The organism is Citricoccus sp. NPDC079358 (assembly GCF_040702545.1).
Taxonomy (GTDB): domain Bacteria; phylum Actinomycetota; class Actinomycetes; order Actinomycetales; family Micrococcaceae; genus Citricoccus.
Genome location: NZ_JBFBLI010000001.1, coordinates 505,547 through 528,864 on the forward strand (window position 1 = coordinate 505,547; position 23,318 = coordinate 528,864).

Below are 23,318 nucleotides of genomic sequence, written 5' to 3' on the forward strand. Positions count from 1 at the left end.
GTTCCAGTGCACTCCGGTGCCTGGCTCCGGCTAGCTCGGCTAGCTGCGGGGCGGCGCGGATCGGCCGGACGCCGTGCGTCCATGGTGGAGCCGATCGCGGGAAGTGCAAGGCCGGCATCGAGGGGATGGGCCCTGGATTCGGTCTGGCCCGTCAGGGCGCGTGCCGGATCCGGAGAGTCAAATCACGAAGGTGAACGCAGATGAACAATGCGATCGGTCATCCTTGATGGGGTCAGTCTACCGGGTCCGCCTGATCTTCCGGTGCGAGTGCGCCTCCCAGGACCTCCGAGGGCTGTGGCCGGGGTGTCTGGCCGGCCACCCGGAACAGCACGGTGCGGGTGGCCATGTTGGCGGTGATGAGCACCGCCCGGATGCGCTGCCCGGCCTCGGCCTGGCCCTCGTAGCGGGCCAGGACCGGGGGCTGTTCCACCTGGATCTCGCCCCAGGGCTGACGCCGCTCGCGACGAGCCTTCTCGGCCTGTTCGGAACTCGGCGCGGAGATGACCACGGCATTGAACTCCTGGCCCTCCATCCCGTGCAGGGACGCCGCCTCGACCAGGTCCAGTGCGGCATTGGTGGCCCGGGACGTCACGAGGGAGGAGTCTTTCATGGCCGCGGGCAGGCTCGGGAGCAGGCCGCGGATGCTCTGGGGCACCTCCTCGCCGTTCTCCAGGGCCAGGCAGGTCGCGAGGACGAACCGGTCCACCAACCGTCGCAAGGGCGCGGTGGCGTGGGCGTAGGGGGACGCGATCGCGGACTGGTCGGTCACGTCGGGCGTGTCGCCGTCGAAGGCGGTGTATCCGGCGCCGCGGAACAGGGAGGTTGCCGCGTGCATGATGGCCAGCTCCTGTGGTTGCGTGATGTCCAGGGTCCGCAGGTATTCACCGTATGGCTGGTCCTGTGGCCACGGATGTCCGAGGGCCCGCGTCCGGGCCCGGAACCTCGACTCCGCCGCCGGGTCTGCCGGCGGCATGGTGCGGAGGAGGCCCACGCCGCCGTCGAGCATGAGGTGCGCCGCGGCGATGCCGGTCATCAACGAGACCTGCGCATTCCAGTCCTCCACGTCCAGCGGAGGGGCGGTCAGGACCTCATAGCCGTGATCCGTGGCCGTGATCTCCTGCTCCGGCAGGCGCAGGCTTGCTCCGCCGCGGTCGGTCTCCAGCCGGGCCCGCAGAAGTCCGACCTCCTTGAGCAGGGCGAGCGTGGACTCGGGAGCGCCACCGGAGTCGATCCGACGCTGTGCTTGCTGGTAGGTGAGCTGTTCCCGGCTCCGCACCAGGGCACGTTTCACGGAGGTGGAGGTCACCGCACCGGTCCGGTCCAGGGCGAACGTCCACAGGTACGCGCCGCGGTCCACACCGGGCAGCAACGATCCGGTGTTCTCGCTGATGACCTCCGGGTGCAGCGGGATTCGCCCGTCCGGCAGATAGACCGTCTGTCCTCGGCGCAGGGTCTCGGCGTCCAGCGCACCCCCAGGTGCGATGAACGCCGGGACATCGGCAATCGCGTAATGGACCGTGAATCCGTCCCTCTGGCCGCGGGAACCACGCTGCACGTGGACGGCCTGGTCCAGGTCGGTGGAGCCCGGCGGGTCGATGGTGAGCAAGGGCAGATCCGTCCGGTCATGGACCGGAAGGCGGTTCACGGCGTTCGCCGAGGCCTGGTCCGCCTCCGCCAGCACCTCGGGTGGGAATCCGGCCGGCAGCGAGAACTCCTCCCGCAGGGCGGCCAAGCGGCGGGCCAGCTCGGTCTGGGCGGCGGAACGGGCGAGATCCAGATGGTAGTGGGCCACGGCCTCACCCTATCCGGCGGCGGTGGTGTTGCCGAGTGTGCCCACCACGAGAAGACGCCCCGCCGTGAAGGCGGACGTCACGGGTGGCGTCCGCCCCACTGCGGGGCGCTCAGGCCCGGGCGCGTGGCGCCGGGGCCAGGAAGGGGTCAGGAAGGGGTCAGGAAGAGGTGAGAAGGGGGTCAGAAAGAGGTCAGGAACCCGGCGTCGGGACGAAGCCGACCGGACGTGGAGTCTCGGTGCCGATCTCGACGTAGCCGATGATGGCCGCGGGCACCAGGACCAGGCGGCCCTTGGTGTCCTTCAGACGCAGGGTGCCGCCATCGGAGAGGGCGTCGGACACCAGGCGGGCGGCGTCCTCGTTGGTGGCGTCCGACTCGATGACGACTTCGCGGGCCACGTTCTGAACACCAATGCGGATTTCCATGCCTGTCTCCTTCTGGTCACGGGGGCCGGCGCCCACGGGGTTCCGTGGTCCGGCGATTACTGGTCCGACAGCAGACTAGAGGATCACCGATCGCTGCGCGGTGGGGCGGAGCCGACTTCGGCCACGGGCGTAACGGTCCGCGACCTATCCGTCCGTGACCGTCCGCCAGCAGACCGTCAGCGTTCCTTGGGGAAGCGGCTGATGCCGCGCCATGCCAGCCGGAAGGCCAGGTCGGCCGCCGTTTCCAGGTCTGGCCGCGCATCGTCGCCGGCCTGTCCCGCCCAGTGCCGTGCGGAGGACTTCACGAGTCCGGCCAGGCCGTGGCCCAACAGCAGCGCCTCCTCGCCGGAGAGCGTGGTGTCGGCGGCGATGACCTCGGCGATGTCGGCGGCGAACCGGTGGTCCAGGCCCTCCATCCGCAGGGCGACGTCCGGGTCGTTGTTCAATCCGGAGTCGAACAGCAGGCGGTAGGCCCGGTCCGGGCTGTCCACGAACTGGAAGTAGGCATGGACCGTGGCCTGGACGCGGGCCTTGTTGTCCGTCGTGGACTCCAGCGCGGCGGTGATGGCGGACCCCAGCAGGTCGACCTGGGTGTCCATGAGGTCGAGGAAGAGTTCGTGCTTCCCGGGGAAGTGCTGGTACAGCACCGGCTTGGAGACGGCGGCGGCCACGGCGATGTCGTCCATCGAGGTGGCGTGGAACCCGTGGTCGACGAAGACCTGCCGGGCGGCATCGAGCAACTGCTTGCGGCGCTCCTCGCGGGGCAACCTCGACTGGCGCACGGGGGAGGTGCTCACGGTGATGCCTTTCTGGAATGACTCGTCAGGTGCAGACGGTGCAGGCCAGTCTACCGGCCGGTAGCCCTGTCAGGCGATGCGGGCTGCTCCGGCGGCCGGCTCCACGGCTCCGGTGGCGGCGTCCGGCGCGACGTCGGCCGGGCAGGACTCGAGGCCGGCGGGGGCCGCGGGTGCGGAGACCTCCAGGCCGAACAGGACGTTCAGGGCGTTCTCGTACTCCTCGAGACGGCCCTCGGCCGCCATCTCCTTGGCCCGGACGGTGGGCTCGTGGAGCATCTGGCGGACCATGCGGCGCAGGGCGAACTCCACCTCTTCGGCAGCGGCGGTGCAGCCGTGCTTGCCGCGGACCCGCTCCATCTCGGACTCCAGCACCTGCTGGGTGTGCTTGCGCAGGGCCACGATGGCCTCGTTGGCGCTGCGGGACTTGCGTTCCTGCACGTATCCGGCCACTGCCCCATCCACCAGCCGGGAGGCCTCGACGAGGGACTCCTGCTGGCCTTCGGGGGCGGCCATCTTCACCGATTCCAGGGTGATCAGGTCCACGCCGGGCAGGTCGGCGATGGCCGGGTCGAAGTCGTGGCTGAGGGCCAGGTCCAGCACGGTCAACCGGGTCTCCACGCCCTCGCGGAGCCGGCGCAGGGTTTCTGCCTCCAGCCGTCGATCCCCACCGGAGCAGCCGATCAGGACATCCGCCTCGGCGATCGCCCCGTGGATCTTCTCCCCGCCGAGGGCCATGGCCCATCCGCCGCGGTCCGCCACGAACGCCTCCGCACGGCCGGAGGCGGAGTGCACGCCCACATGGGCGGCGCCGCGGTCGGCCAGCTGGGCCAGGGTGGTGCCGGCGTAGGACCCGGTGCCGATGACCAGGATGTTGGCCTGCTCCCAGAAGGCGCGGGCCTCGGCGTCGGAGACCCCCGCATGCAGGTCTGCCGTGAGGTCGAGTGCCACGGAGACGATGGAGCGGCCTGCCGAGCCCAGCGCGGTCCGCGTGCCGACGTCCTTGGCCGTGCGGGTGGCCGATTCGAAGAGCTTGACCAGGGTGCCGGTGGCGGTCCCCGTCTCCTGAGCGGTGCCCAGGGCGCGGCGCACCTGTCCGGCGATCTCGCGTTCACCCACCACGGCCGACTTCAGGCCGGAACCCACCTCGAACAGGTGGCGCACGGCGGAGTCGCCGGTCAGGACCTTGAAGGAGGACTCCACCGTGGACGCAGCCAGGCCGGAACCACGGGTCACCGCCTGGAGCAGCTCCGCCCGGGCCTGCTCGACCGACCGGTCATCCGGGGCCTCGGCGTAGATCTCCACCCGGTTGCAGGTGGCCAGCACGACCGCACCGCTGACGGAGGATTCGGGGATGACAGAGGCGACCTCGCCGGTGCCGTTGCTCAGCTGCGCCACCGTGTCGAGGTCAAGGTCGGTGTGCGAGGCAACCAGGGAAAACAAAGCCACAATGCACCGATTCTAATCCTTTCGGGCAGGCGGGTCTAAGAAGGGCACCCTGTGTTCATCACCACGGTCATCACCACGGTCATCACCACGGCGCCGACGCGATTCACCCCGGAGGAAGGAAAATGGGACAATGTCGGTCATGTCCGAACCCCTGACCGGCACCCCCTTGCCCGCCGACCACCCGCTGGCCACCGCCGACCCGGCCCGATCCACCGTCGGATCCCCCCTGGTCGCCGCCTTCCGCGGCGGGACCCCGTCCCGCACCCCGGTGTGGTTCATGCGGCAGGCCGGCCGATCACTGCCGGAATACCGGGAGGTGCGCCAGGGCATCGGCATGCTCGAATCCTGCCTGAAGCCGGAACTGGCCTCCGAGATCACCCTGCAGCCAGTACGCCGGCACGATGTCGACGCCGCCATCTTCTTCTCCGACATCGTCGTCCCGCTGCGCCTGGCCGGCGTGGACGTGGACATCGTCCCCGGCACCGGTCCCGTGCTCGGCCACGCGGTGCGCACCGCCGCCGATGTGGCGGCCCTGCCTGAACTGACGGACGAGTCCCTCGAGCCGATCCGGGAGGCCGTGCGCCTCACCGTGGCCGAGCTGGGCAGCACCCCGCTGATCGGTTTCGCCGGCGCGCCGTTCACCGTCGCCGCCTACATGGTGGAGGGGGGCCCCTCCCGTGACCACCTCGGGCCGCGCACCATGATGCACGCGGATCCGGAGACGTGGAACGCCCTGGCCACGTGGGCCGCCAACACGGCCGGCGCCTTCCTCCGCGCGCAGATCGAGGCCGGAGCCTCCGCCGGCCAGCTCTTCGACTCCTGGGCGGGATCCCTGTCCCTGGCGGACTACCAGCGGTACGTCCAGCCGCACTCGGCGCGGGCCTTCTCCCATGTCCGCGACCTGGTGGACGGTGGTGGCGTGCCGGTGCCGCTCGTGCACTTCGGCACCGGCACCTCCGAGATCCTTCCGGCCATGCGCGACGCCGGCGCCTCCGTGATGGGCGTCGACTACCGGTTGCCGCTCGGCGAGGCCCACCGCCGCCTGGGTGCCACGCCGGGCCCGGACGGGCGCGGCACCGTCCCGCTGCAGGGCAACATCGACCCGGCCCTGTTGCCCGCGCCGTGGGAGGTGCTCGAAGCCCACGTCCGTGACGTCGTCGAGGCCGGTCGTGTGGCCCCGGGGCATGTGGTCAACCTCGGCCACGGCGTCCCGCCCAACACCGATCCGGAGGTCCTGACCCGGGTCGTCGACCTGATCCACTCGATCCAGCCGTGACCTCCCGGCCGGCAGTCACCCCCACCGCCCTCGTGGTCGGTGGGGGAGTGTCCGGGCTGCTCTCCGCCTGGGAACTGGTGCGCGCGGGATACGAGATCACCCTGGTGGAGTCCGGCGATTCCCTCGGCGGATGCGTGGCCCCGCGGACCGTGACGTTGCCCGAAGGCCACGAGCTCACCCTCGACGCCGGTGCGGAGTCCTTCGCCGTCCGCACCCCGGCCGTGCGCGGCCTGGTGGAGGAGCTGGGACTGGGGACCGCCGTCGTCGCACCCCACCCCGGCGGATCGTGGCTGTACCTGCCGCTGTCCGGGCCGGGGCAAGGCCACCGGGCCGTGCCCGCACCGCGCCTGGGGATCCTGGGGATCCCGGGTGATCTGGACGCCCCTGAGGTCGCCGAGGCACTCGGCGCCGACGCCCTGGAGCGGGCTCGCCGAGACCTCGAGGGTTCGCCGGGTGGCTCACTGGACGCGACGTCGCCCACCCACGCGAGGCCCGGGCCGTCGTCACTGGAGACCTGGCGCCAGGCCGTCGAGGAGGGGAGTCCGGTCACGGTCGGCGCCGTGGTCCGGGACCGCCTGGGGGAAGCCGTGCTGCAGACCCTGGTCGCGCCCGTCGTCGCCGGGGTGCACTCCGCGGACCCCGACACCCTGGACCTGCGCACTGTCGCCCCGGGTCTGCTGGAGGGCCTCGTGAGGGAGGGGTCACTGGTCCGCGCCGTCGCCGCCCGGCGCGCCGCCGCCCCGCCAGGGGCCGTCGTCGCCTCCCTGCGCGGCGGCCTGCACACGCTGACCGAGGCGCTCGCCGAGGACGTGCTCCGGGCTGGCGCCCGCGTGCTGACCGGCACCCGCGCGGTCACGCTGGCGCGCGCCGCGGCCGACCACCGCTGGACGGTGGACGTGACCGCCGGTGTGGGCGGCACCGAGGCCATCACGGTGGATCGCGTGGTCGTGGCCACGGACGGCCCCCGGGCCTGGGATCTGCTGGCCCCCGTCTCCGGCGGGGCACTGTCCGCCGCGGACCGGCCGCAGGAGGGGGCCGGCGTCGCGCTCGTGACCCTGGTGGTGGACGCTCCCGGGCTGGACGCGAACCCTCGGGGGACCGGCCTGCTGGTCTCACCGGCCGTCTCCCCGGACGTGGTGGGAGCCAAGGCTCTGACCCACGTCAGCGCCAAGTGGGACTGGGCTCGGCAGGAGCTCGGCGGCCACCGCCACGTGCTGCGCCTGTCCTACGGCCGGGTGACCGATGCCCCTGATTCGGCCAACCCGGGGTACCGCACACCGGAGGAGGACCTGCGGGCCAGGGCCCTGGCGGATGCCACCGCCCTCACCGGGGTGGATGTGGCCGGGGGACTGGTCGACTCCTTCGTGGTGCGGTGGAAGTCCGCCCTGCCCGCGGCCACCACGGACCATCGGGCCAGGGTGGAGTCGGTGCGCACCTGGCTGGGGGACCAGCCCGGGCTGGACGCGGTCGGGGCCTGGCTGTCCGGAACCGGACTGGCCGCCATCGTGGCCGACGTCCGCCGGCGGATCGTGCCATGATCCCTCCGCCGGTCCCGCGGGCCGCGCTCAACCCAGCCGAGGCATCCCGCCGCCGGGAGGGGTAGGCTGGGACCGCTCGTTCTACCGCTTGTAGAAACCAGCGGTGGGCACGGAACCCAGAACTTTTCAGGTGACACCACAGGAGTTGTGACGATGACCGAGAACCAGCCTCAGGGCGACGCAGACGCCGGCACCCAGGCAGTAGAGAGCCCGGGCGATGCCGCGAAGGTCGAGTGGTTCACCACCTACACCGTCTTCGCGCGGAACGCGGCCGGCAACGGTGGCGGCCACACGGAGACCGAGCGGAAGCGGGCCGTGGAGCAGTTCGACGCGGTCGTCGCCGGTCTGGCCGAGAAGGGCGTGACCGTCCGCGGCACCTATGACGTCTCCGGCATGCGCGCTGACGCCGACCTGATGGTCTGGATGTACGGTCACGTGGCCGAGGACCTGCAGGCCGCCATCCGCACCCTGCGCCGCACCGAGCTGCTGGCCGGCACCACCATCGTGCTGTCCGCCATGGGCTCGGACCGGATGGCCGAATTCGCCAAGGACCACATCCCGGCCTTCGCCATGGGACGCAAGCCGCTGAAGTGGCTGTGCTTCTACCCCTTCGTCCGCTCCTACGACTGGTACCTGCTGGAGCCGGCCGAGCGTGGCCGGATGCTCAAGGACCACGGCATGCTGGGCCGCGAGTTCCCCATGGTGTGGGCCAACACCACCAGTGCCTTCGCCCTCAACGACTGGGAGTGGCTGCTGGGCCTCGAGGCCCCGGAGCTGAACAACCTCGTGGACATGATGCGCCACCTGCGCAACAACGAGACCCGCCTGCATGTGCGCGAAGAGGTGCCCTTCTACACGGGCCGCCACATCACCACCAGCGAGATCGCGGAGGTCCTGGCCTGATGACGGACATGGCCCAGAATCCCGGTTTTGATCCCCTGGCCGGGGTGGACGAGCGCGGCACCATGGCCGCGAAGGACTACGACTCCATCCTGCTGGCCTCCTTCGGCGGACCCGAGGGACAGGATGATGTGATCCCGTTCCTGCGCAACGTCACTGCGGGCCGCGGCATCCCCGATGAGCGCCTCGAGGAGGTGGCCACCCACTACCGGGCCAACGGGGGCATCAGCCCGATCAACGAGCAGAACCGTGCCCTGCTGGAGGCCCTGCAGACCGAGCTGGCCGCCCGCGGGATCGACCTGCCGGTCTACTGGGGCAACCGCAACTGGGAGCCCTACATCCCCCAGACCCTCGAGCGGATCTACGCCGACGGGCACCGGAAGATGCTGACCGTGGCGACCTCGGCCTACTCCTGCTATTCCTCCTGCCGTCAGTACCGCGAGGACCTGGGCATGGCCCTGCGGTCCACCGGCCTGGAGGGCAAGCTCGAGGCCGACAAGATCCGCCAGTACTTCAACCACCCCGGATTCGTGGCCCCCTTCGCCGAGGGACTGAGTGCCGGGCTGGCCGAGATCCGCGCCGAGCTGGCGGCCGCTGGCCGGCCGGACGGCCGGCTGCACATCTTCTTCGCCACGCACTCCATCCCGACCTCGGATGCCGAGGCCGCAGGGCCCCGTCCGGTGGCTGCGGAGCTGCGGGAGAAGACCGGGCTGGCACCGGGCGAGGGCAACGGGGCCGACGTCTACTCGGCCCAGCACCTGGACGTGGCCGAGGAGATCCTGCGGCGCGTCCCCGAGGCCGCCGGGATCGAGTGGTCGCTGGTCTATCAGTCCCGCTCCGGTGCCCCGCACGTGCCGTGGCTCGAGCCGGACATCAACGATGCGATCGAGCAGGTGGCGGCCGCGCCCGCCGGTGATGGCGAAGCCGAGGGCGGACGCGAGAACCACAGCGAGGCCGAGAACCACGGCGAAGGGACCGACGCCGGCCCGCTCGCCGGGGTGCTCGTGGTGCCGCTGGGCTTCGTGTCCGACCACATGGAAGTGGTGTGGGACCTGGACACCGAGGCCAAGGAGACCGCCGAGAACCTCGGCCTGGCCTTCCGCCGCACCCCGACCCCGGGGACGCACCCGGCGTTCGTCTCGGGCCTCGTCGACATCGTCGAGGAGCGCCTGGGCCGGCGGGAGGGCCGTGCCGCCGTGGGCTGCTTCGGCGCCTGGCGAGACGTCTGCGCGCCGAACTGCTGCGTCAAGGTCATGCGGGACGGCACGGTCCGCCCCACCGTGGCGGCCTTCGATGCCGAGGTGGGTGTTCCGACCCCATGACCGGCACGTTCACGATCGGCACGCGCGGATCCCGACTGGCCCGGACCCAGACGACCACGGTGGCGGAGGCCCTGGCCGGCCTCTCCGGGCTGGACGCCGAACTGGAGATCATCCGGACCGAGGGGGACGTGACCACGGGGTCCCTGGCCTCGCTCGGTGGCACCGGGGTCTTCGCCTCGGCCCTGCGCGCGGCCGTGCTGGACGCGAAGGTGGACCTGGCGGTGCACTCCCTCAAGGACCTGCCCTCCGTCCAGCCGGAGGGCCTGGTGATCGCCTCCATCCCGAAGCGGGTGGACGTCCGGGACGCCCTGTGTGCCCGGGACGGCATGCGGCTGTCCGAGCTGCCGCAGGGCGCGAAGGTCGGCACCGGTTCGCCCCGGCGGGTCGCCCAGCTCAAGGCCGTGCGCCCGGACCTGGACGTCGTGGACATCCGCGGCAATGTGCAGACCCGCCTCGCACGGGTTCCGGGGCTGGAGCAGCACGATGATCACGCCCCCGCCGCCGCAGGCTCCCCGCGCGGCGACCTGGACGCCGTGGTCCTGGCCTGCGCCGGACTCGACCGGATCGGCTTCGACTGGGCCATCACCGAACGCCTCGCGCCGACCGTCATGATGCCGGCCCCGGGGCAGGGCGCCCTGGCCGTGGAGTGCCGCCCGGAGACGGCGGTGACCGGCGCCGGGTCCACCCATCCAGTGGCGCAGGCCCTGGCCGGGTACGACGACGCCGTGACCCGATTGCAGGTCACCGCCGAGCGGGCCCTGCTGGAGCGGCTCGAGGCCGGCTGTGCGGCACCGATCGGCGCCCTGGCCCGGGTGGAGAAGGACCCGGCCCGGCTGGTGATGGATGCCGTGGTGGCCGCGACCGACGGCAGCCGCCTGCTGCGTGAGCACGCCTCCGTGGACCTGCCGGCCGTCCGAGTCCGCCGGGAGGACGGCTCCGCCGACTCCGAGACGCTCGGCCTGGCGCGCCAGCTCGGCATGGACGTGGCGGAGGCCATGCTGGCCGGCGGCGCCGACCTGCTGCCCACCTCGCAGTGATCTCCTGATGCCCGTGACTGCCGACCGTCCTGTGGTGATCCTGACCCGCCAACCGACTCAGGCCGGGGCGGTCGAGGCCGGGTTGACCGAAGCCGGCTATCGGGTCGCCTTCCTGCCCCTGACCGACTTCGCATTGCCGGAGAACCTCGCTGAGCTCCGTGCCGTCGTGCGGCGCGTGGAACCGGTGGGGCAGCTGGACCCGGCTCCGGCCTGGTTGGTTCTGACCAGCCCGAACACCGTTCGGGCCCTGGTGTGCGCCGGGTGGGACGGCCGGGTGGCCGCCGGCCTCCGGGTGGCCGTCACCGGCCCCGGGACCGCCCGCGTGCTCGCCGCGGCCGGCTGCACCGAGATCCCCTGGATGCCGGAGGGCGACGCCTCCGCTGCCGGCATCCTCGCGCAGTTCCCGTCACCGGCGGAGGCCTCCGGCCGTGGAGTGCTGTTGCCGCAGTCGGCACTGGCCACGGACGAGGTCGCCCGTGGCCTGATCGAGCGTGGCTGGGACGTGAACCGCATCGAGGCCTACCGGACCGTGCCCTATCCGGCCGCGGCCGGCCGCCGACTGCTGAGAGGCGAGACCGTGGGCGCCGCCGCGGGGACGCCTGCGGGAACTGGGACCGCGGCCGAGACTGGGGCCTGGCCCACGATCGTGACGCCGGAGGACCTGGAGGGTGCCGACGTCGTCCTGACGAGCCCCAGCGCCGTCCGGGAACTGGTCCGCCGCAGCGGCGTTATCGTCCCCGCCGGAACCCGGTTCTTCGCGATCGGGCAGCCTACCGCCAGAGCCGCCGACTCCGTCGGGCTGGTGCTCACGGGGACGGCTCCGGCCCCCGATGCCGCGGGCCTGCTCGCCGCACTCACGGCTCCGTAGCCGGCGAGGTCATCCATCGGCGGGACCCTCCACGGCCCGGTGTGTGGGACATACCCGGGTCCGTGGTTCAGGGCATCGATCTCGGTGTGGGGGACTCCCATCTGGTCGGCGATCCGTGCCGCCAGGGTGCTCCTGCCTGAGCCGAACAATCCGACCACGAGCAGCCGCGAGGGCCGGGGGAACAAAAGGAACGCGGGCTGTCGCCGCTCGGACCGATTGTACTGCAAGTTTGTTGTGCCCAGGAAAGTCAACTGGTCGCCGGTGCGCGGTCGATGAGGGTGCTCTGGCGGACCCTCCCGGTACGAAGTACGAGAGCCCGACCAACCGCTCGTGGAAGACTGTGGTCTTCTCACCTCGACCACCTCGACCTCGCGGTGGGCCTGTTCGGGGTGGTGGCAGATGGCGAATCGTTGCGCGCGCATGCAGCCGTCCACATCACCGTGACCGCCGGGGGCGACGTGGACCTCATCGCCACGCAGATTCCCGGCCACCTGCCTCCGGGGAGTTTCTCGCCTGCGGTAGGTCCTCTAGTTCTTCCATGAGAGCACCTGAGACGATTTCCGCCCAGATCTGTTCTCCGAGTGCGGCGGCGGCTGCGCGGAAGGACGGTTCGTGGAACATATGGCCGATGGCGTCGGCGATGGTGTCCGCATCCGAACGCGCCGACAACACGAGGCCGACGCCGTGGCGCGCCGCGCGGGCGGCGTTGTCATGCTGATCGCGACCGAGTGGCAGGCAGAGTGTCGGCACGCCCGCCGCAATCGCCTTGATCAGCGTCCCGTGACCCGCGTGTGTGACGACGAGGTCGGCCTGGGAGATGAGCTCTGTGTGCGCCGCCGTCCGGACCACGACGACGTTCGCCGCAGCCGGGACGTCGACCGGATCGACCGCTGGCCCTGTCGTGATGACGCCGCGCACGGGAATCGAGGACAAAGCCTGAGCGATCCGGATCAACAGGTCGGACTGATCCATGTACGAACTCGACAGTCCGACGACCACGAGCGGGTCTTTGCCCGGCGGCAGCTTGGGCCTCCCCGTGGCGGGAATGTCTTCCAGCACCGGCCCGACATACCTCACATTCGGTGCATCCGGCGGTGGGTCGTCGAACGCCGACCCCGTCAGCATCAGCACGCGATCCGCACGATCCCACTGGTTCCAGAGGTGATCAATCGGACCCAGTCCGTGCTCAGTGCGGGCATTATTGAGGTTGCGCAGACCGCCGCGCCACAACAGATTCACCAGACCGAATCCGACGCGGTCGCGCGCGCGTCCCCAAGGTCCCTTGGCCGGTTGGATGCCACCGGCAGGCGGGCGGACGCGCGACGGCGCGATGTAGACGCTGCCGACCAGTGCGGCGGCCGGGATGCCCCTTGCTTCGGCCCCCACCAGCGCCCCGAGCAGTATGCCGTCGGCGAGCACTGCGTCGAATGGTTCGTCGTCCAGGGCGGCGGCGACGTCGGCGGCGAATCGAGCCGATGGTCCGGCGATGAGTCGGTCGCGCAGCCGCAAGACGGCACCGATCGGAGTGCGGCACTCCCAGTCCTTGAGCACGTCGTCTTCGGGGGCGGTCGACACACGCTGCGGAGCGGTCGGCCAGGTCCTGTAGATCGCCCCTGTCCCGACGACATCTGCAGCGAGTGTGAGGTCGCCATACACCACCACCTCATGACCGCGTCCGACGAGTAGGCGTGCAATGCCGAGGTTCGGCAGGGTCGCTCCACCGCCATCCCAGATCGCGAGCAAGTACTTCATCTCTTAACTCCTTTCAGCCAGGCCGAGCCACGTGTCGACGGGATCGAGAGCGTGACTCCGTTTGCGGTGTCGGGGGCAGGTCCCACTCTTCGTTCGTGGTGTGCAGGACGCGCCATGCCAGCGCCGCCATCCCGACGGCGGTGAGTCCCCACGCGACCAGGTCGAGCCAGCGCAGCGATGTCATCACTGCGACGAGGTGGAGCGGCTGAGAGATGACCAGCAGGATTCCGATGAAGAGGGGGATCGCGCGCGCGGACAGGGCTGCGGTGCCGAGCATCACCGTTCCGGCGATGTGGCCGACCAGAAACGCCAGCATCAGAATTGTGGAGGTGGGTAGCGCCATCATCGCGTCAGCCACGAGCTTGGTGTCTGCGGGAGCCATTCCCGCGTCGTAGCTGGCCATAGTGAAGGCGTCGAGACCGAACAGCGCGCTCATACCGAGGTAGCCCGGGATGAGTAGCACGGCGGTCCAGGCCGTGAGGCGGGGCGCACTTCTGCGCAGCACGTGGATCGCCGCGTACGCGCCCGGCAGCAGGGTGAAGACCGCGACCACTCCGAGGGCCAGAACGAGACGTTGGGCACTGGGATCCGCGGCAACCGATTCAGCAACGGGTTCGCCGGGGATGACGAACCGCAGCATTGCGACGGCGGCCGGTCCGATCGGCATGAGGATCGCCGCGACGATTCGGTCGAAGCGGCGTAGGTCCGCACGTGGCCGAATGATCTCGGTTGTCGAGCGCCAAGCTGTGGTGGTCATCGCCGCGTCCCGCCGAATCCGTATGCGACGAGTGCGGCGCACAGGACGGCCAGCAAGATGCCGACGGCCGCCAAGACAACTCCGGCGACGGGAGCACCCACCACGAAGAACGCGGGTAGTCCGGCAGTGCTCGAGAGAAGTCGCAGCGCGACGGCGGTCCACGCGGGCCAGCGGTGTCCTCCGCTCCAGGAGAACGGCATGAGGGCCACCGTGGCGACGCCGAGCACGATCATCACGATGCCGACTTCAGGCGGTGCGAAGAAGCCGCCGAAGAGAGCCATCACCCCGGTGGCGATGTCAAGCGCGCCCAGCACACTGGCCAGCACCAGCCCGCTGCGCAGGACGCCGATGCGGGGTAGCGGTGAGACTATCGAGAGCGTGGACATGACGTTCCTTTCTCGTCGACGATCTGCCGACGCTCCCAGCATTCGCCATCACCACGTTCGAGACATGGGGTCTGGACCGCTGGGGTGGAGGGGAACCCGGGAGGTTTTCCCGGCTCACCCGGGGGCACACCCCTAGGGCGGTGCGAGATGGCGGGGGGATAATCAGTCATGCCCGACCCCATCCGAGTCCTGCTCGCCGATGATCACCCCGTGGTCCGCGGGGGGCTATCCGCCCTGTTGGAGACGCTCGACGGCATCGTCGTCGTCGCAGAGGCCGAGGATGGGGAGGCCGCGATTCGCGAGACGGCGCTTCACCGGCCCGACGTCGTGGTGATGGACTTGCGGATGCCGGGCATGGACGGCATGGCAGCGACGCGACGGATCACCGCGGGCTTTCCCGGAACCTCGGTGCTGGTGCTGACGATGTTCGACGAGGACGCGCTGATCGCCGCCGCCCTCTCAGCCGGGGCCCGTGGGTACCTGCTGAAGGGAGCGGATCAAGCCGAGATAGAGCGCGCGATCCGCGCTGTGGGATCGGGGGACGCCATCTTCAGCAGCGGAGTCGCCGAAAGGGTGCTGCGGCGCGTGACGCCGGACGCTCCGGTGCGTGCGCTGCCGCAGTTGACCTCCCGCGAACGCGACGTGACCGATCTGCTCGCCGCGGGACTGTCGAACGCGGCGATCGCTGATCAGCTCTCGCTGGCGACGAAGACGGTGGGCAATCACATCTCGGCGATCTTCCTCAAGCTGGGGGTCGCCACCCGTGCCGAAGCGATCGTCGTGGCGCGCCAGGCCGGGCTTGGCCAAGGGCGCGCGCCGGACGGATCGCTGTGAATGACTCGCGCACGTCCGTTGTTGTGACGGGTGGCGTCGCGCTCACCCTTGCCGTTGTGTCGATCAGCATATCCGTGCTCGTCGATTGGACCTGGTCGGATTACGTCGAATCGTACGCCTTCACCAACGTCGTAGTCGGTCTCGCTCTCGCCCTGTGCGCGGTGATGATCGGATGGTTCCGCCCCCGCAATCGCGTCGGCATCATCTTCATGGTCGCCGGCCTCGGCCACCTCGTGTCCGGCGCACTCGCTCCGCTCGGAGCGCTGGCCGTCGAAGCGGACTGGCCCTGGCCGGTCACCCGCGTGATGGCGGCGGTCTTCCTGGCTGCGTGGACGCTCGGCCTACCGAGCCTGTTTTTCCTCGCACTGCTGCTGTTCCCTGACGGTCGGCTACCCTCACCAGCGTGGCGCCCGGTGGCGTGGCTGATCATCGGTGTCACGTTGTTCGGCGTCGTCACGGCGGTGATGAATCCGTATGGTCCGACGCCCTCGGAGCCAGGTGCCGTATCGCTGTTCGCGTGGCCGGGAGCGCCGTTCCTGGTTTTCGACACGGTGAACAGTATCGCGGCGCTCGCGATGCTGGTGCTCGTGGTCGCCTCCCTCGTCTTCCGCTACCTGCGCGGCGGGGAACAGACTCGCCGGCAGTTGCTGTGGCTCATCCTCGCCGTGGTCGCCATGCTCCTGCTGAATCTCCAGCGCTGGATCACGGGCGATGGACCGATCCTGTTGCTGCTGAGCACGGTCTCCCTTCCAATCGCCGTCGCGATCGGGATCGTGCGATATCGGCTACTCGACATCCGCGTCGTTCTCTCGCGCACACTCCTGTACGGCCTGCTCATCGCGGTGGTCATCGCCCTGTATGCCGGCATGGTTGCCGTGCTCACCCTGGTCGTGCCCGCAGATGCCGACCGGACCGTGGCCCTCCTGGTCGCTGTCGCGGTCGCCCTGGCGTTCAATCCGCTGCGCCTCTTGCTCCAGCGAGCGATCGCACATACATTTTACGGCGTCCGCGCCGATCCGAGCGCCACCGCTCAGAGTGTCAGCGAAACGCTGGATGCCGCAGCCGATCTGACCGGGGTGCTCGCGGCGCTACGCAACTCACTGCGATTGCCCCGCGTCACCGTCGTCGCACCCGACGGTCGCGAGCTCGCCGAGGATGGATCCGATGCCGCCGACTCGCCACGCGTCGCGCTTCCCCTCACCTCCGGAGGCGAAGCATGCGGTGTGCTCATGGTCTCGCTGCGCCCCGGTGATCGCTCGCTGCACGAGGCCGATCAGCGAGCACTGGCGCTGGTGACACCGCTCCTCGGAATGGTGCTGCGCGAGCGGGCGCTGGTCAACGATCTGCGCGACGCGCGCGCCCAGACCGTTGAATCACGCGAGCGCGAGCGCAAGGTGCTACATCGCGACCTACACGATGGGCTTGGACCCACGCTCACGAGCGCCGCGCTCCGAATCGACGCCGCAGGCAACATCCTAGTTTCTGACCCACGTCGAGCGCGCACGGTCCTCGCCGACGCGAGAGCAGACGTCGGCAGTGCACTCACCGAGGTTCGGCTTGTCGTATACGGGTTGCGGCCAATCCCGCTGGATGAGCACGGGCTGATCGGAGCGTTGCGCGAGCATGCCGAGCATCCGGCGGCGCTGGACGTCGAGGTGACAGCAGAGGATGCGCTCCTTGAGCTGTCGCCCGCCGTGGAACTGGCCGCCTACCGCGTTGCGCTCGAGGGGATCGCGAATGCCAACCGGCACTCGTCGGGCTCGAAGGTCACCGTCGGCGTAGCGGTTGATGCCGACGCGCTAGTGGTGACGGTTCGGGACGACGGAAATCCGCCATCCCAGTATCGAACTGGTGTCGGCATCCGTTCGCTCATTGATCGAGTCGAAGAACTCGGAGGAACGGTTGCCGTCGGCCCCGCTCCGTGTGGATGGGAGGTCGAAGCCCGTCTACCGCTGAGGGCCTCCGACGACTGAAGCCAGCGGATGGCTGAACAGCCCGCGTACCGAGACCGGCACATTCTGCTGTGCGAGGAGCCGTTGTCCATGACACAGAAAGGTCGTTTGGCAGCAGGCCCCGGGTGGCGTGACATCGTCGCGACTCGCGCACCCTGTCCACATGCAATCCCATCTCGACGGAGATTGAGGCGTTCATGCGCCCCTCGGAGGCGGCACGCATGATCTTCAGGCCCCTGGCTTTCGCCGCGCGAACCAACGATCATGCGCGCTAGGAGAACGCGCGCTTCGGGACGAACAGCAGCAGTACCGCGGCCGCGAACGCGGTGGCGGAGCAGACGATCCAGACGGTGAGGTAGCCGGAGAATGAACCGGCCGTGCCGACGTCGGCGGAACCCGCGATCTCGGGAAGGGCCTCCGGGCCCGGAATTCCCGCCGCGGCGGTGGTGGCCAGGGCCAGTCCGAAGATGCAGGAGGCCACCGCGCCGCCCACGGTCTTGACCGAGTTGGTCAGTCCCGTGGCCACGCCGGTCTGCTCCCGCGGGGCGGCCGCGGCGGCCGCGGCCGGCAGCGAGGCCACCAGGGCGCCGGAACCGAGACCCACCACCACCATGTTCGCCACCACCTGCCCGGCCTGGTCATGGAACGGCAGGAACAGGCCGAAGCCGACCGCCACGCACAGGGTCGCGAACAACAGGGCCAGCCGTGGACTCGTCCACCGCGAGGCCACCGGCAGCAGGCAGGCCCCGACCACCATGGCGACGAGGTAGCTGCCGATGATGAGGGAGGTCTGGAAACCGGTGGTCCCCAACCCGTAGCCGTAGATCTCAGGGTCGGTCCGGGCGAACGTGGACAACGGTGCCTGGGCGCCGAGGACCGAGACCCCGAACAGGCCCGCGGTCGCGAAGACCGGCCAGAGGGCGGGATCGGTGAACATGCGGATGTCGATCAGAGGATCGGGATGCTCCCGCTCGACCCGGACGAACCGCACCAGAGCGAGGGCGCCGGCCGCGAGCATCAGCACCGAGAGCCAGAACCCGGGCCGGTCCGGCGCGAGGCCGGCACCCCGCAGCACGAACAGCGAGCCCATGATCAGCACGAGGGCCACCGTGACCCAGAACAGCCCGGTCATGTCGAAATCCCGGCGGCGGAAGTTGGCCATCGAGGCCCCGGGCGTCTCCTCGACCCCGAGGATGATGGCCACCAGGCACAGTCCCACCACCACGGCCGGCACGGCCAGCACGGCCTGGACGTCCATGGTGTCCACCAGGGCGCCGGCGGCCAGGGCACCCGCGATGGCCCCGACCTCCAGGGCACCGACCAGCAGGGCGGCGGCCCGCCGCGTCAACGCCGCTGAGCCCGGGCCCGCCGCTGCCCCCGCGGCGTCCTCTCGTGCCGCCGTCCGGACGTAGATCAGGGCGATCTCCAACGGCAGCCACACCACGTAGAACCCCTGGAAGGCCCACGCGACCAGGAACACCCAGAACACGGGGGCCACCACGAGGGCGATCGACGCGGCTAGGGTCACGGCGGTGGACCAGATCAGCACCTGCCGGTGACCCACCTGATCCCCGAGCTTGGAGAGCATCGGCACCACGAGGGCGGACAGCATCAGCTGGGAGCCCTCCAACCAGTTGACGTCCGCGTCGTTCACCTCGAGGTGCCGTGCGATGTCCGTCAACAGGGGCGTGTAGTAGCCCTGGAGCACTCCGGAGGTGAACTCGACGAAAGCGAGGAACCCGACGATGGAGGCCAGTCCGCCGAAGAGCAGCGCACCACCCTGCCGGCGCCGCGCGAGCACCGCCTTCACCGCTGGCCGCCGGCTGCCGACGCGTCGGAATCAGCGAAGCGGCCGCCTCGGCCCGTGATGAGATCGCGGTGGAAGCGCTCACCCCGCTCCAGCGAGGCCACGGACACCCACTCGTTCTCCCCGTGGATGGAGGCCCGTTGGGCGTCATCCATCCAGAGCGGGGCGAACCGGTAGACGTGGCGGCACCAGGCGTGGAAGTGCCGGGAGTCGGTGGCGGCCATCAACAGGTAGGGCACGGTTGTCGCGTCCGGCCACGAGGTCCCGACGGCGGCTTCCAGGGCCGTGAATCGGTCACCCTGCGCAGGGGATTCGGGGGAGGGATCCTGACCGTGGAGGAGCTCGACCTCCACTGCAGGGTCGGCGATGCGATGCGCGATGCCGTCCAGGACTCCTGCCACGGTCTCCCCGGGCACGATCCGGCAGTCCAGGGTGGCGCAGGCCGTGGAGGGCAGCACGTTGTTCGCTGTCCCGGCCTCCAGCCGGGTCTGGGCCACGGTGGTGCGCACCATGGCGGCCGCCTCGCCGCCCATCGCGCCCAGGGCCCGGGCCGCCACGGTCCCCGAACGCAGGGCCCACGGCAGGGCGCGGCCCGCCACCCCGGAGGCCAGCGGGGCGAGCGCTCCGAGCATGGCCGACGTCGTGCCGTTCAGCCGGGCAGGGAAGGGTCGCCGCTCCAGGCGGCGCAGGGCGCGCGCCAGGCGCGGGATGGGGGAGCCGGAGGGCGGGGAGGAGGCGTGGCCGCCGGCGCCGGAGACGGTGAGCCGCACCTGGACCTGGCCCTTCTCGGCGAGGCCCACCATGGCACACGTGCCCTGGACGAAGGACAGCGGGGCGGGGACCACCGCGCCGCCCTCGTCGAGGACCAGCCACGGTTCGGCGTTCTGGCCCTGCTCCGTCCGGAGGCGTTCGCGGAGCAGCTCGGAGATGGCCGCCGCGTTGCGCCCGCCGACCTCCTCGTCGCCGCCGAAGACGAGCCAGACGTCGTGATCCGGGGTGAAGCCTGAGGCCAGGAGGTTCTCCACCGCCTCCAGGACGACCACGAGCGGGCCCTTGTCATCGAGGGCGCCACGGCCCGTCACCGCCGGTTCGCCGGACGCGAGGTGCTCCGTCCCGGCGAACGGGTCCGTGTCCCAACCGGCGGCCGTCCACGCGGCCTGGTCTTCGGGCGCGGGGACGACGTCCCAATGGGCCATGAGGACCAGGGGGTCCGTGGCGCGGGCACCTCGCCAGCGGAACAGCAGACCGGTGGAATCCACGATCTCGTGATCCAGGCGATGGTGGACGAGCGGGTAGAGCTGGGCCAGGAGCTCCGGGAACGCCTCGAAATCCGTGTTGACGGCGGGCTGCTCCGGTTCGCCGTGCAGGGCGGAGACGGTGCGGAGGCGGATCAGCTCGGCCAGGCGGCGGCCGGCGCCGGGCCGGGGTGTGACGCAAGTGACAGTCATGACCAAGAGGGTAGCCTAGATTACCGGCCGGTAACCGGCCCGGGACGGTCACATCCGGTTCCTGCCCTGCTTGAGGCGGACCTGCATGCGCGAACCGACCGTGCGGTGTTCCAGGTAAGGCTGTTCGGAGACCAGGGTGCTCAGCTTCTGGTGCCCGAAATCACGGGGGTCGAAGTCCACGTGGGTGCGGCTCAGGTGCTGGCCGACGCGGCTCAAGGAGGCCCAGCCATCGTCGCCGCTGGTGGCGTTGAGGGCCTTGGCCAAGGCGCTCTCCAGGTTGATGCGCGCGCGGTCCTCGTCCAGTGCATCAGGTGCGTCGGGTGTGTCGACGACGACAGGAACGTCGGCCGTGCCATCGGCGGCATCAGTATCGGTGTCGTTGTCGTTCGCGGCACCGCCCCGGCGGCCCCGGCGAGTGGCCCGCCGGGACGGAGCGGTGTCCTCCTCCCGAGCGCCCCCGAGCAGCTCGAGGTAGATGAACTGGTCCACCGCGTTGCGCAGGGACTCCGGGGTCTTACGCTCGCCGAGACCGATGACGCGCTTGCCGGATTCGCGTAGCCGGGTGGCCAGCCGGGTGAAGTCGGAGTCCGAGGAGACGATCGCGAAGGCCTCCACGTTGCCCATCCACAGCAGGTCCATGGCGTCGATGATCAGGGCCGAGTCCGTGGAGTTCTTCCCGACGGTGTAGGAGAACTGCTGGGTGGGCTGGATGGCCAGGCGGTTCAGCTCGTTCTTCCAGCCGCTGAGCTGGTTGGTGGTCCAGTCCCCGTAGGCGCGCTTGATGGTCGGTGTGCCGTAGGTGGCGAGCTCCTCCAGCACCGCGCCGGCGTGGGTGGGGGAGACGTTGTCACAGTCGATCAGCACGGCGATGCGGGTGGTGGCGCTGGAGATTTCGGTCATGGGGTCACCGTACCGGGATCCTTGGTGCCGGTTGGGCGTGCGCGCCTGTCCCAGGAATTGTCCTGGCCGGTTGGACTCCGTCTCGGATGCCGTGCGCTCACCGGACACTGCACCGGACGGGTCAACCGGGACGCCGTCTGCGGACTGTGTTCGTGTCACCATGTGTCGATTTCAGAAGTCGACGGCACGGATGTCAGGAGTGGCCTGCACTAATCACCTAGGTGACGCCAGGGTTCTCCGTTAGCCGACCCTCTACCGGTGGCCCTCCGTGCTGACCTGGGTTGTTGAATGTGAATGGCGGTGCACCCGGTCGTGTGAGAACCCGCCCTTCAAGCGTTCTCCGCAGACAGGTTCACCACCGGGTATACCCGTCCCGCAGGAGTGTCCAGCGACATGGTGTACTGCGGACGGAGGTGTCCAGTCCAGGACCCTTCGTGGTGCCAGGCAATGGCCGGCGCCGCCCCTGCACCTGCGGGGCATCTGGGTACTGGGGGTAAGGCGACGGGCGTAGGGGCGCCCGTCAGGTTCAGTGGACCGGGTCGGAGTCCGGGTGTGCGGGGCCTGTGTGGTCGAGGCTGGCCAGGGCGGCGCGCAGGCGGGTGTCGGCGTCGTCGGCGACCTCGCGGACCTGGGGGCTGTCGCTGAGGCGGACCATGGTCTGGGCGTCGATGGCCTCGATGATGGTGTGCTGGCCGTCGGGCCCGCGGCGGACCACGACATTGCACGGCAGCAGGGTGCCGAGTTGCGGTTCAGCCGCCAGGGCACGGCTGGCCAGGGTCGGGTTGCAGGCCCCGAGGATCACGTAGTCGCCGAGGTCCGCGGCGGCGTCGGGGCCGAGCTTGTCGGCGAACGTGGCGGTGATGTCAACCTCGGTGAGGATGCCGAAGCCCTGCTCGGCCAGGGCCTGGCGGGTGCGTTCCACGGCCTGCTCGTAGGGCAGGGGGACGGTGATCGAATGCGTGTACGCCATGCTGGACTCCTTCGTGGACGATTGCGGTGTTCCCCAGCCTGCCCGAGGTCGGGCCGGTCAGGCTAGGGAGAGGAAGAGCTTCTCCAGGTCCTTCTTGTCCAGGGTCTCCTCCGGATTGGCCAGGCACTGCTCGAGCCCGCTGGCGATGATGGCGAAGCCGGCGCGGTCCAGGGCCTTGGACACCGCCGAGAGCTGGGTGACGACGTCCTTGCAGTCCCGGCCCTCCTCGAGCATCCGCACCACGGCGGTGAGCTGGCCTTGGGCGCGCTTGAGGCGGTTGAGTACGGGGGTCATCTCGGTGGCGTCCAGTTGCACGTGGTCTCCTGAGGTCGGGGCGTGCCATCCATTCTATACCCCAGGGGGTGTCTTGCATACCCCTGGGGGTATCGTGCATACTGAGTCGAGACAGGCTCTGCCTGTGACCGGATACCTGCTGGACAGCCCGGCTTTGGCCTAAGCGCCACGGATCCGTCCCCTTTGATGTCCCCGATACGTTGAGGAGTAGTCATGCCGGAGATCACCATTGCCGAGGCCGATGAGCGCCGGGCCCAGGACCAGATTCTGGATGTGCGCGAGGATGTCGAGGTAGCCGAGGGGATGATCCCCGGCGCCCTGCACATTCCCATGGACCAGCTCGGTTCCCGACTGCAGGAGCTGGACCGGTCCCGCCCGGTGATCGTGGTGTGCCGCAGCGGCAACCGCAGCGCCCGGGTGGCCGAGGCGCTCAATCAGGCCGGCTACACCGCCGACACCATGACCGGCGGGATGGTCGCCTGGCAGGGCGCCGGAGTGCCGGCCCACTGAGCCCGGCCCCCGACCGATGACTGCTGACCGCCGACTGACAAGGACGCTGCCATGACGCTCACCCTTCTTCTGACCCTGCTGCTCTCGGTGTTGATCGGGCTCTCCCTGGGCCTGCTCGGCGGCGGCGGATCGATCCTGACCGTGCCGATCCTGACCTACGTCGCCGGTCTGGATCCCAAGGAGGCGATCGCCGCGTCCCTGTTCGTCGTCGGAGTCACCTCCGCCTTCAGCGCCATCACCCACGCCCGCAACCAGCGGGTCAAGTGGCGCACGGGGCTGATCTTCGGTGCCGCCGGCATGGCCGGGGC

The 23,318-nt window shown here is 70.1% G+C and carries 22 protein-coding genes; 10 read left to right on the plus strand and 12 right to left on the minus strand.

The window, feature by feature from the left end:
• Positions 1-232 precede the first annotated feature (232 nt).
• The 4 genes from AB0333_RS02370 to AB0333_RS02385 form a co-directional block, all read right to left on the minus strand.
• On the minus strand, positions 233-1,792 hold the full coding sequence (locus AB0333_RS02370) for an RNB domain-containing ribonuclease (protein WP_366217153.1): 1,560 nt from the start codon (positions 1,790-1,792) through the stop codon (positions 233-235).
• 190 nt (positions 1,793-1,982) lie between these two features.
• The gene (locus AB0333_RS02375) at positions 1,983-2,216 is read right to left on the minus strand and encodes a DUF3107 domain-containing protein (RefSeq protein WP_313817108.1); all 234 of its coding nucleotides are present in this window, start codon (positions 2,214-2,216) and stop codon (positions 1,983-1,985) included.
• A gap of 176 nt (positions 2,217-2,392) precedes the next feature.
• Positions 2,393-3,013 (minus strand): helix-turn-helix domain-containing protein, encoded by a 621-nt coding sequence (locus tag AB0333_RS02380; protein ID WP_366217154.1) that lies wholly within the window; start codon positions 3,011-3,013, stop codon positions 2,393-2,395.
• Between the two features lie 69 nt (positions 3,014-3,082).
• Positions 3,083-4,459, minus strand: a complete 1,377-nt coding sequence (locus AB0333_RS02385; RefSeq protein ID WP_366217155.1) for a glutamyl-tRNA reductase — start codon at positions 4,457-4,459, stop codon at positions 3,083-3,085.
• Positions 4,460-4,598: 139 nt separating this feature from the next.
• On the opposite strand from AB0333_RS02385, the gene hemE reads away from it, so the two are divergent.
• The 6 genes from hemE (at position 4,599) to AB0333_RS02415 (ending at position 11,400) form a co-directional block, all read left to right on the plus strand.
• Positions 4,599-5,735: a uroporphyrinogen decarboxylase gene (gene hemE, locus AB0333_RS02390; protein WP_366217156.1), complete on the plus strand. Its 1,137-nt coding sequence runs from the start codon at positions 4,599-4,601 to the stop codon at positions 5,733-5,735.
• A complete protein-coding gene (locus AB0333_RS02395) occupies positions 5,732-7,273 on the plus strand; it encodes an FAD-dependent oxidoreductase (RefSeq protein WP_366217157.1) in 1,542 nt (513 codons plus the stop codon). Before hemE ends, AB0333_RS02395 begins: the two co-directional genes overlap by 4 nt.
• Before the next feature lie 153 nt (positions 7,274-7,426).
• Positions 7,427-8,176 carry a hydrogen peroxide-dependent heme synthase gene (hemQ, locus tag AB0333_RS02400; protein WP_366217158.1) on the plus strand — a complete coding sequence of 250 codons (750 nt, stop codon included), beginning with the start codon at positions 7,427-7,429 and terminating at the stop codon, positions 8,174-8,176.
• A gap of 8 nt (positions 8,177-8,184) precedes the next feature.
• Positions 8,185-9,495, plus strand: coding sequence for a ferrochelatase (locus AB0333_RS02405; protein ID WP_366217197.1), 1,311 nt, complete (start codon positions 8,185-8,187; stop codon positions 9,493-9,495).
• The gene (gene hemC, locus AB0333_RS02410; protein WP_366217159.1) at positions 9,492-10,532 is read left to right on the plus strand and encodes a hydroxymethylbilane synthase; all 1,041 of its coding nucleotides are present in this window, start codon (positions 9,492-9,494) and stop codon (positions 10,530-10,532) included. The genes AB0333_RS02405 and hemC overlap by 4 nt, the downstream gene beginning before the upstream one ends.
• 7 nt (positions 10,533-10,539) lie before the next feature.
• Positions 10,540-11,400 carry a uroporphyrinogen-III synthase gene (locus AB0333_RS02415; protein WP_366217160.1) on the plus strand — a complete coding sequence of 287 codons (861 nt, stop codon included), beginning with the start codon at positions 10,540-10,542 and terminating at the stop codon, positions 11,398-11,400.
• 465 nt (positions 11,401-11,865) lie between these two features.
• Here AB0333_RS02415 and AB0333_RS02420 read toward each other — a convergent pair whose 3' ends face one another.
• The 3 genes from AB0333_RS02420 to AB0333_RS02430 are packed head-to-tail and all read right to left on the minus strand — an operon-like array spanning position 11,866 to position 14,295.
• On the minus strand, positions 11,866-13,152 hold the full coding sequence (locus AB0333_RS02420) for a glycosyltransferase (protein WP_366217161.1): 1,287 nt from the start codon (positions 13,150-13,152) through the stop codon (positions 11,866-11,868).
• A 13-nt stretch (positions 13,153-13,165) separates the two neighbouring features.
• Entirely contained in the window at positions 13,166-13,909 is a 744-nt protein-coding gene (locus tag AB0333_RS02425; protein ID WP_366217162.1) for a hypothetical protein, read from the minus strand.
• The gene (locus AB0333_RS02430; protein WP_366217163.1) at positions 13,906-14,295 is read right to left on the minus strand and encodes a hypothetical protein; all 390 of its coding nucleotides are present in this window, start codon (positions 14,293-14,295) and stop codon (positions 13,906-13,908) included. Before AB0333_RS02430 ends, AB0333_RS02425 begins: the two co-directional genes overlap by 4 nt.
• A 168-nt stretch (positions 14,296-14,463) precedes the next feature.
• Between AB0333_RS02430 and AB0333_RS02435 the strand changes: the two genes are divergently transcribed.
• Both AB0333_RS02435 and AB0333_RS02440 read left to right on the plus strand, forming a co-directional pair.
• Complete coding sequence (locus tag AB0333_RS02435) at positions 14,464-15,129, plus strand: response regulator transcription factor (RefSeq protein ID WP_366217164.1); 666 nt, start codon at positions 14,464-14,466, stop codon at positions 15,127-15,129.
• Positions 15,126-17,102, plus strand: coding sequence for a histidine kinase (locus AB0333_RS02440; protein ID WP_366217165.1), 1,977 nt, complete (start codon positions 15,126-15,128; stop codon positions 17,100-17,102). The genes AB0333_RS02435 and AB0333_RS02440 overlap by 4 nt, the downstream gene beginning before the upstream one ends.
• Positions 17,103-17,352: 250 nt before the next feature.
• On the opposite strand, the gene AB0333_RS02445 is transcribed toward AB0333_RS02440, so the two are convergent.
• The 5 genes from AB0333_RS02445 to AB0333_RS02465 all read right to left on the minus strand — a co-directional run bounded on the left by AB0333_RS02445 (position 17,353) and on the right by AB0333_RS02465 (position 22,521).
• Complete coding sequence (locus AB0333_RS02445) at positions 17,353-18,882, minus strand: MFS transporter (protein WP_366217166.1); 1,530 nt, start codon at positions 18,880-18,882, stop codon at positions 17,353-17,355.
• A gap of 5 nt (positions 18,883-18,887) precedes the next feature.
• Entirely contained in the window at positions 18,888-20,336 is a 1,449-nt protein-coding gene (locus tag AB0333_RS02450) for a M20/M25/M40 family metallo-hydrolase (RefSeq protein WP_366217167.1), read from the minus strand.
• Positions 20,337-20,384: 48 nt separating this feature from the next.
• Positions 20,385-21,236, minus strand: a complete 852-nt coding sequence (locus tag AB0333_RS02455) for an NYN domain-containing protein (protein WP_366217168.1) — start codon at positions 21,234-21,236, stop codon at positions 20,385-20,387.
• Positions 21,237-21,762: 526 nt separating this feature from the next.
• Positions 21,763-22,206, minus strand: coding sequence for a DUF302 domain-containing protein (locus tag AB0333_RS02460; protein ID WP_366217169.1), 444 nt, complete (start codon positions 22,204-22,206; stop codon positions 21,763-21,765).
• A gap of 57 nt (positions 22,207-22,263) precedes the next feature.
• Complete coding sequence (locus AB0333_RS02465; RefSeq protein ID WP_366217170.1) at positions 22,264-22,521, minus strand: metal-sensitive transcriptional regulator; 258 nt, start codon at positions 22,519-22,521, stop codon at positions 22,264-22,266.
• A gap of 192 nt (positions 22,522-22,713) precedes the next feature.
• Here AB0333_RS02465 and AB0333_RS02470 point away from each other — a divergent pair, with 192 nt between their 5' ends.
• Positions 22,714-23,010: a rhodanese-like domain-containing protein gene (locus AB0333_RS02470; RefSeq protein WP_366217171.1), complete on the plus strand. Its 297-nt coding sequence runs from the start codon at positions 22,714-22,716 to the stop codon at positions 23,008-23,010.
• A 51-nt stretch (positions 23,011-23,061) separates the two neighbouring features.
• Positions 23,062-23,318: sulfite exporter TauE/SafE family protein (locus AB0333_RS02475; protein WP_366217172.1), on the plus strand; the 257-nt coding region annotated here is incomplete at its 3' end.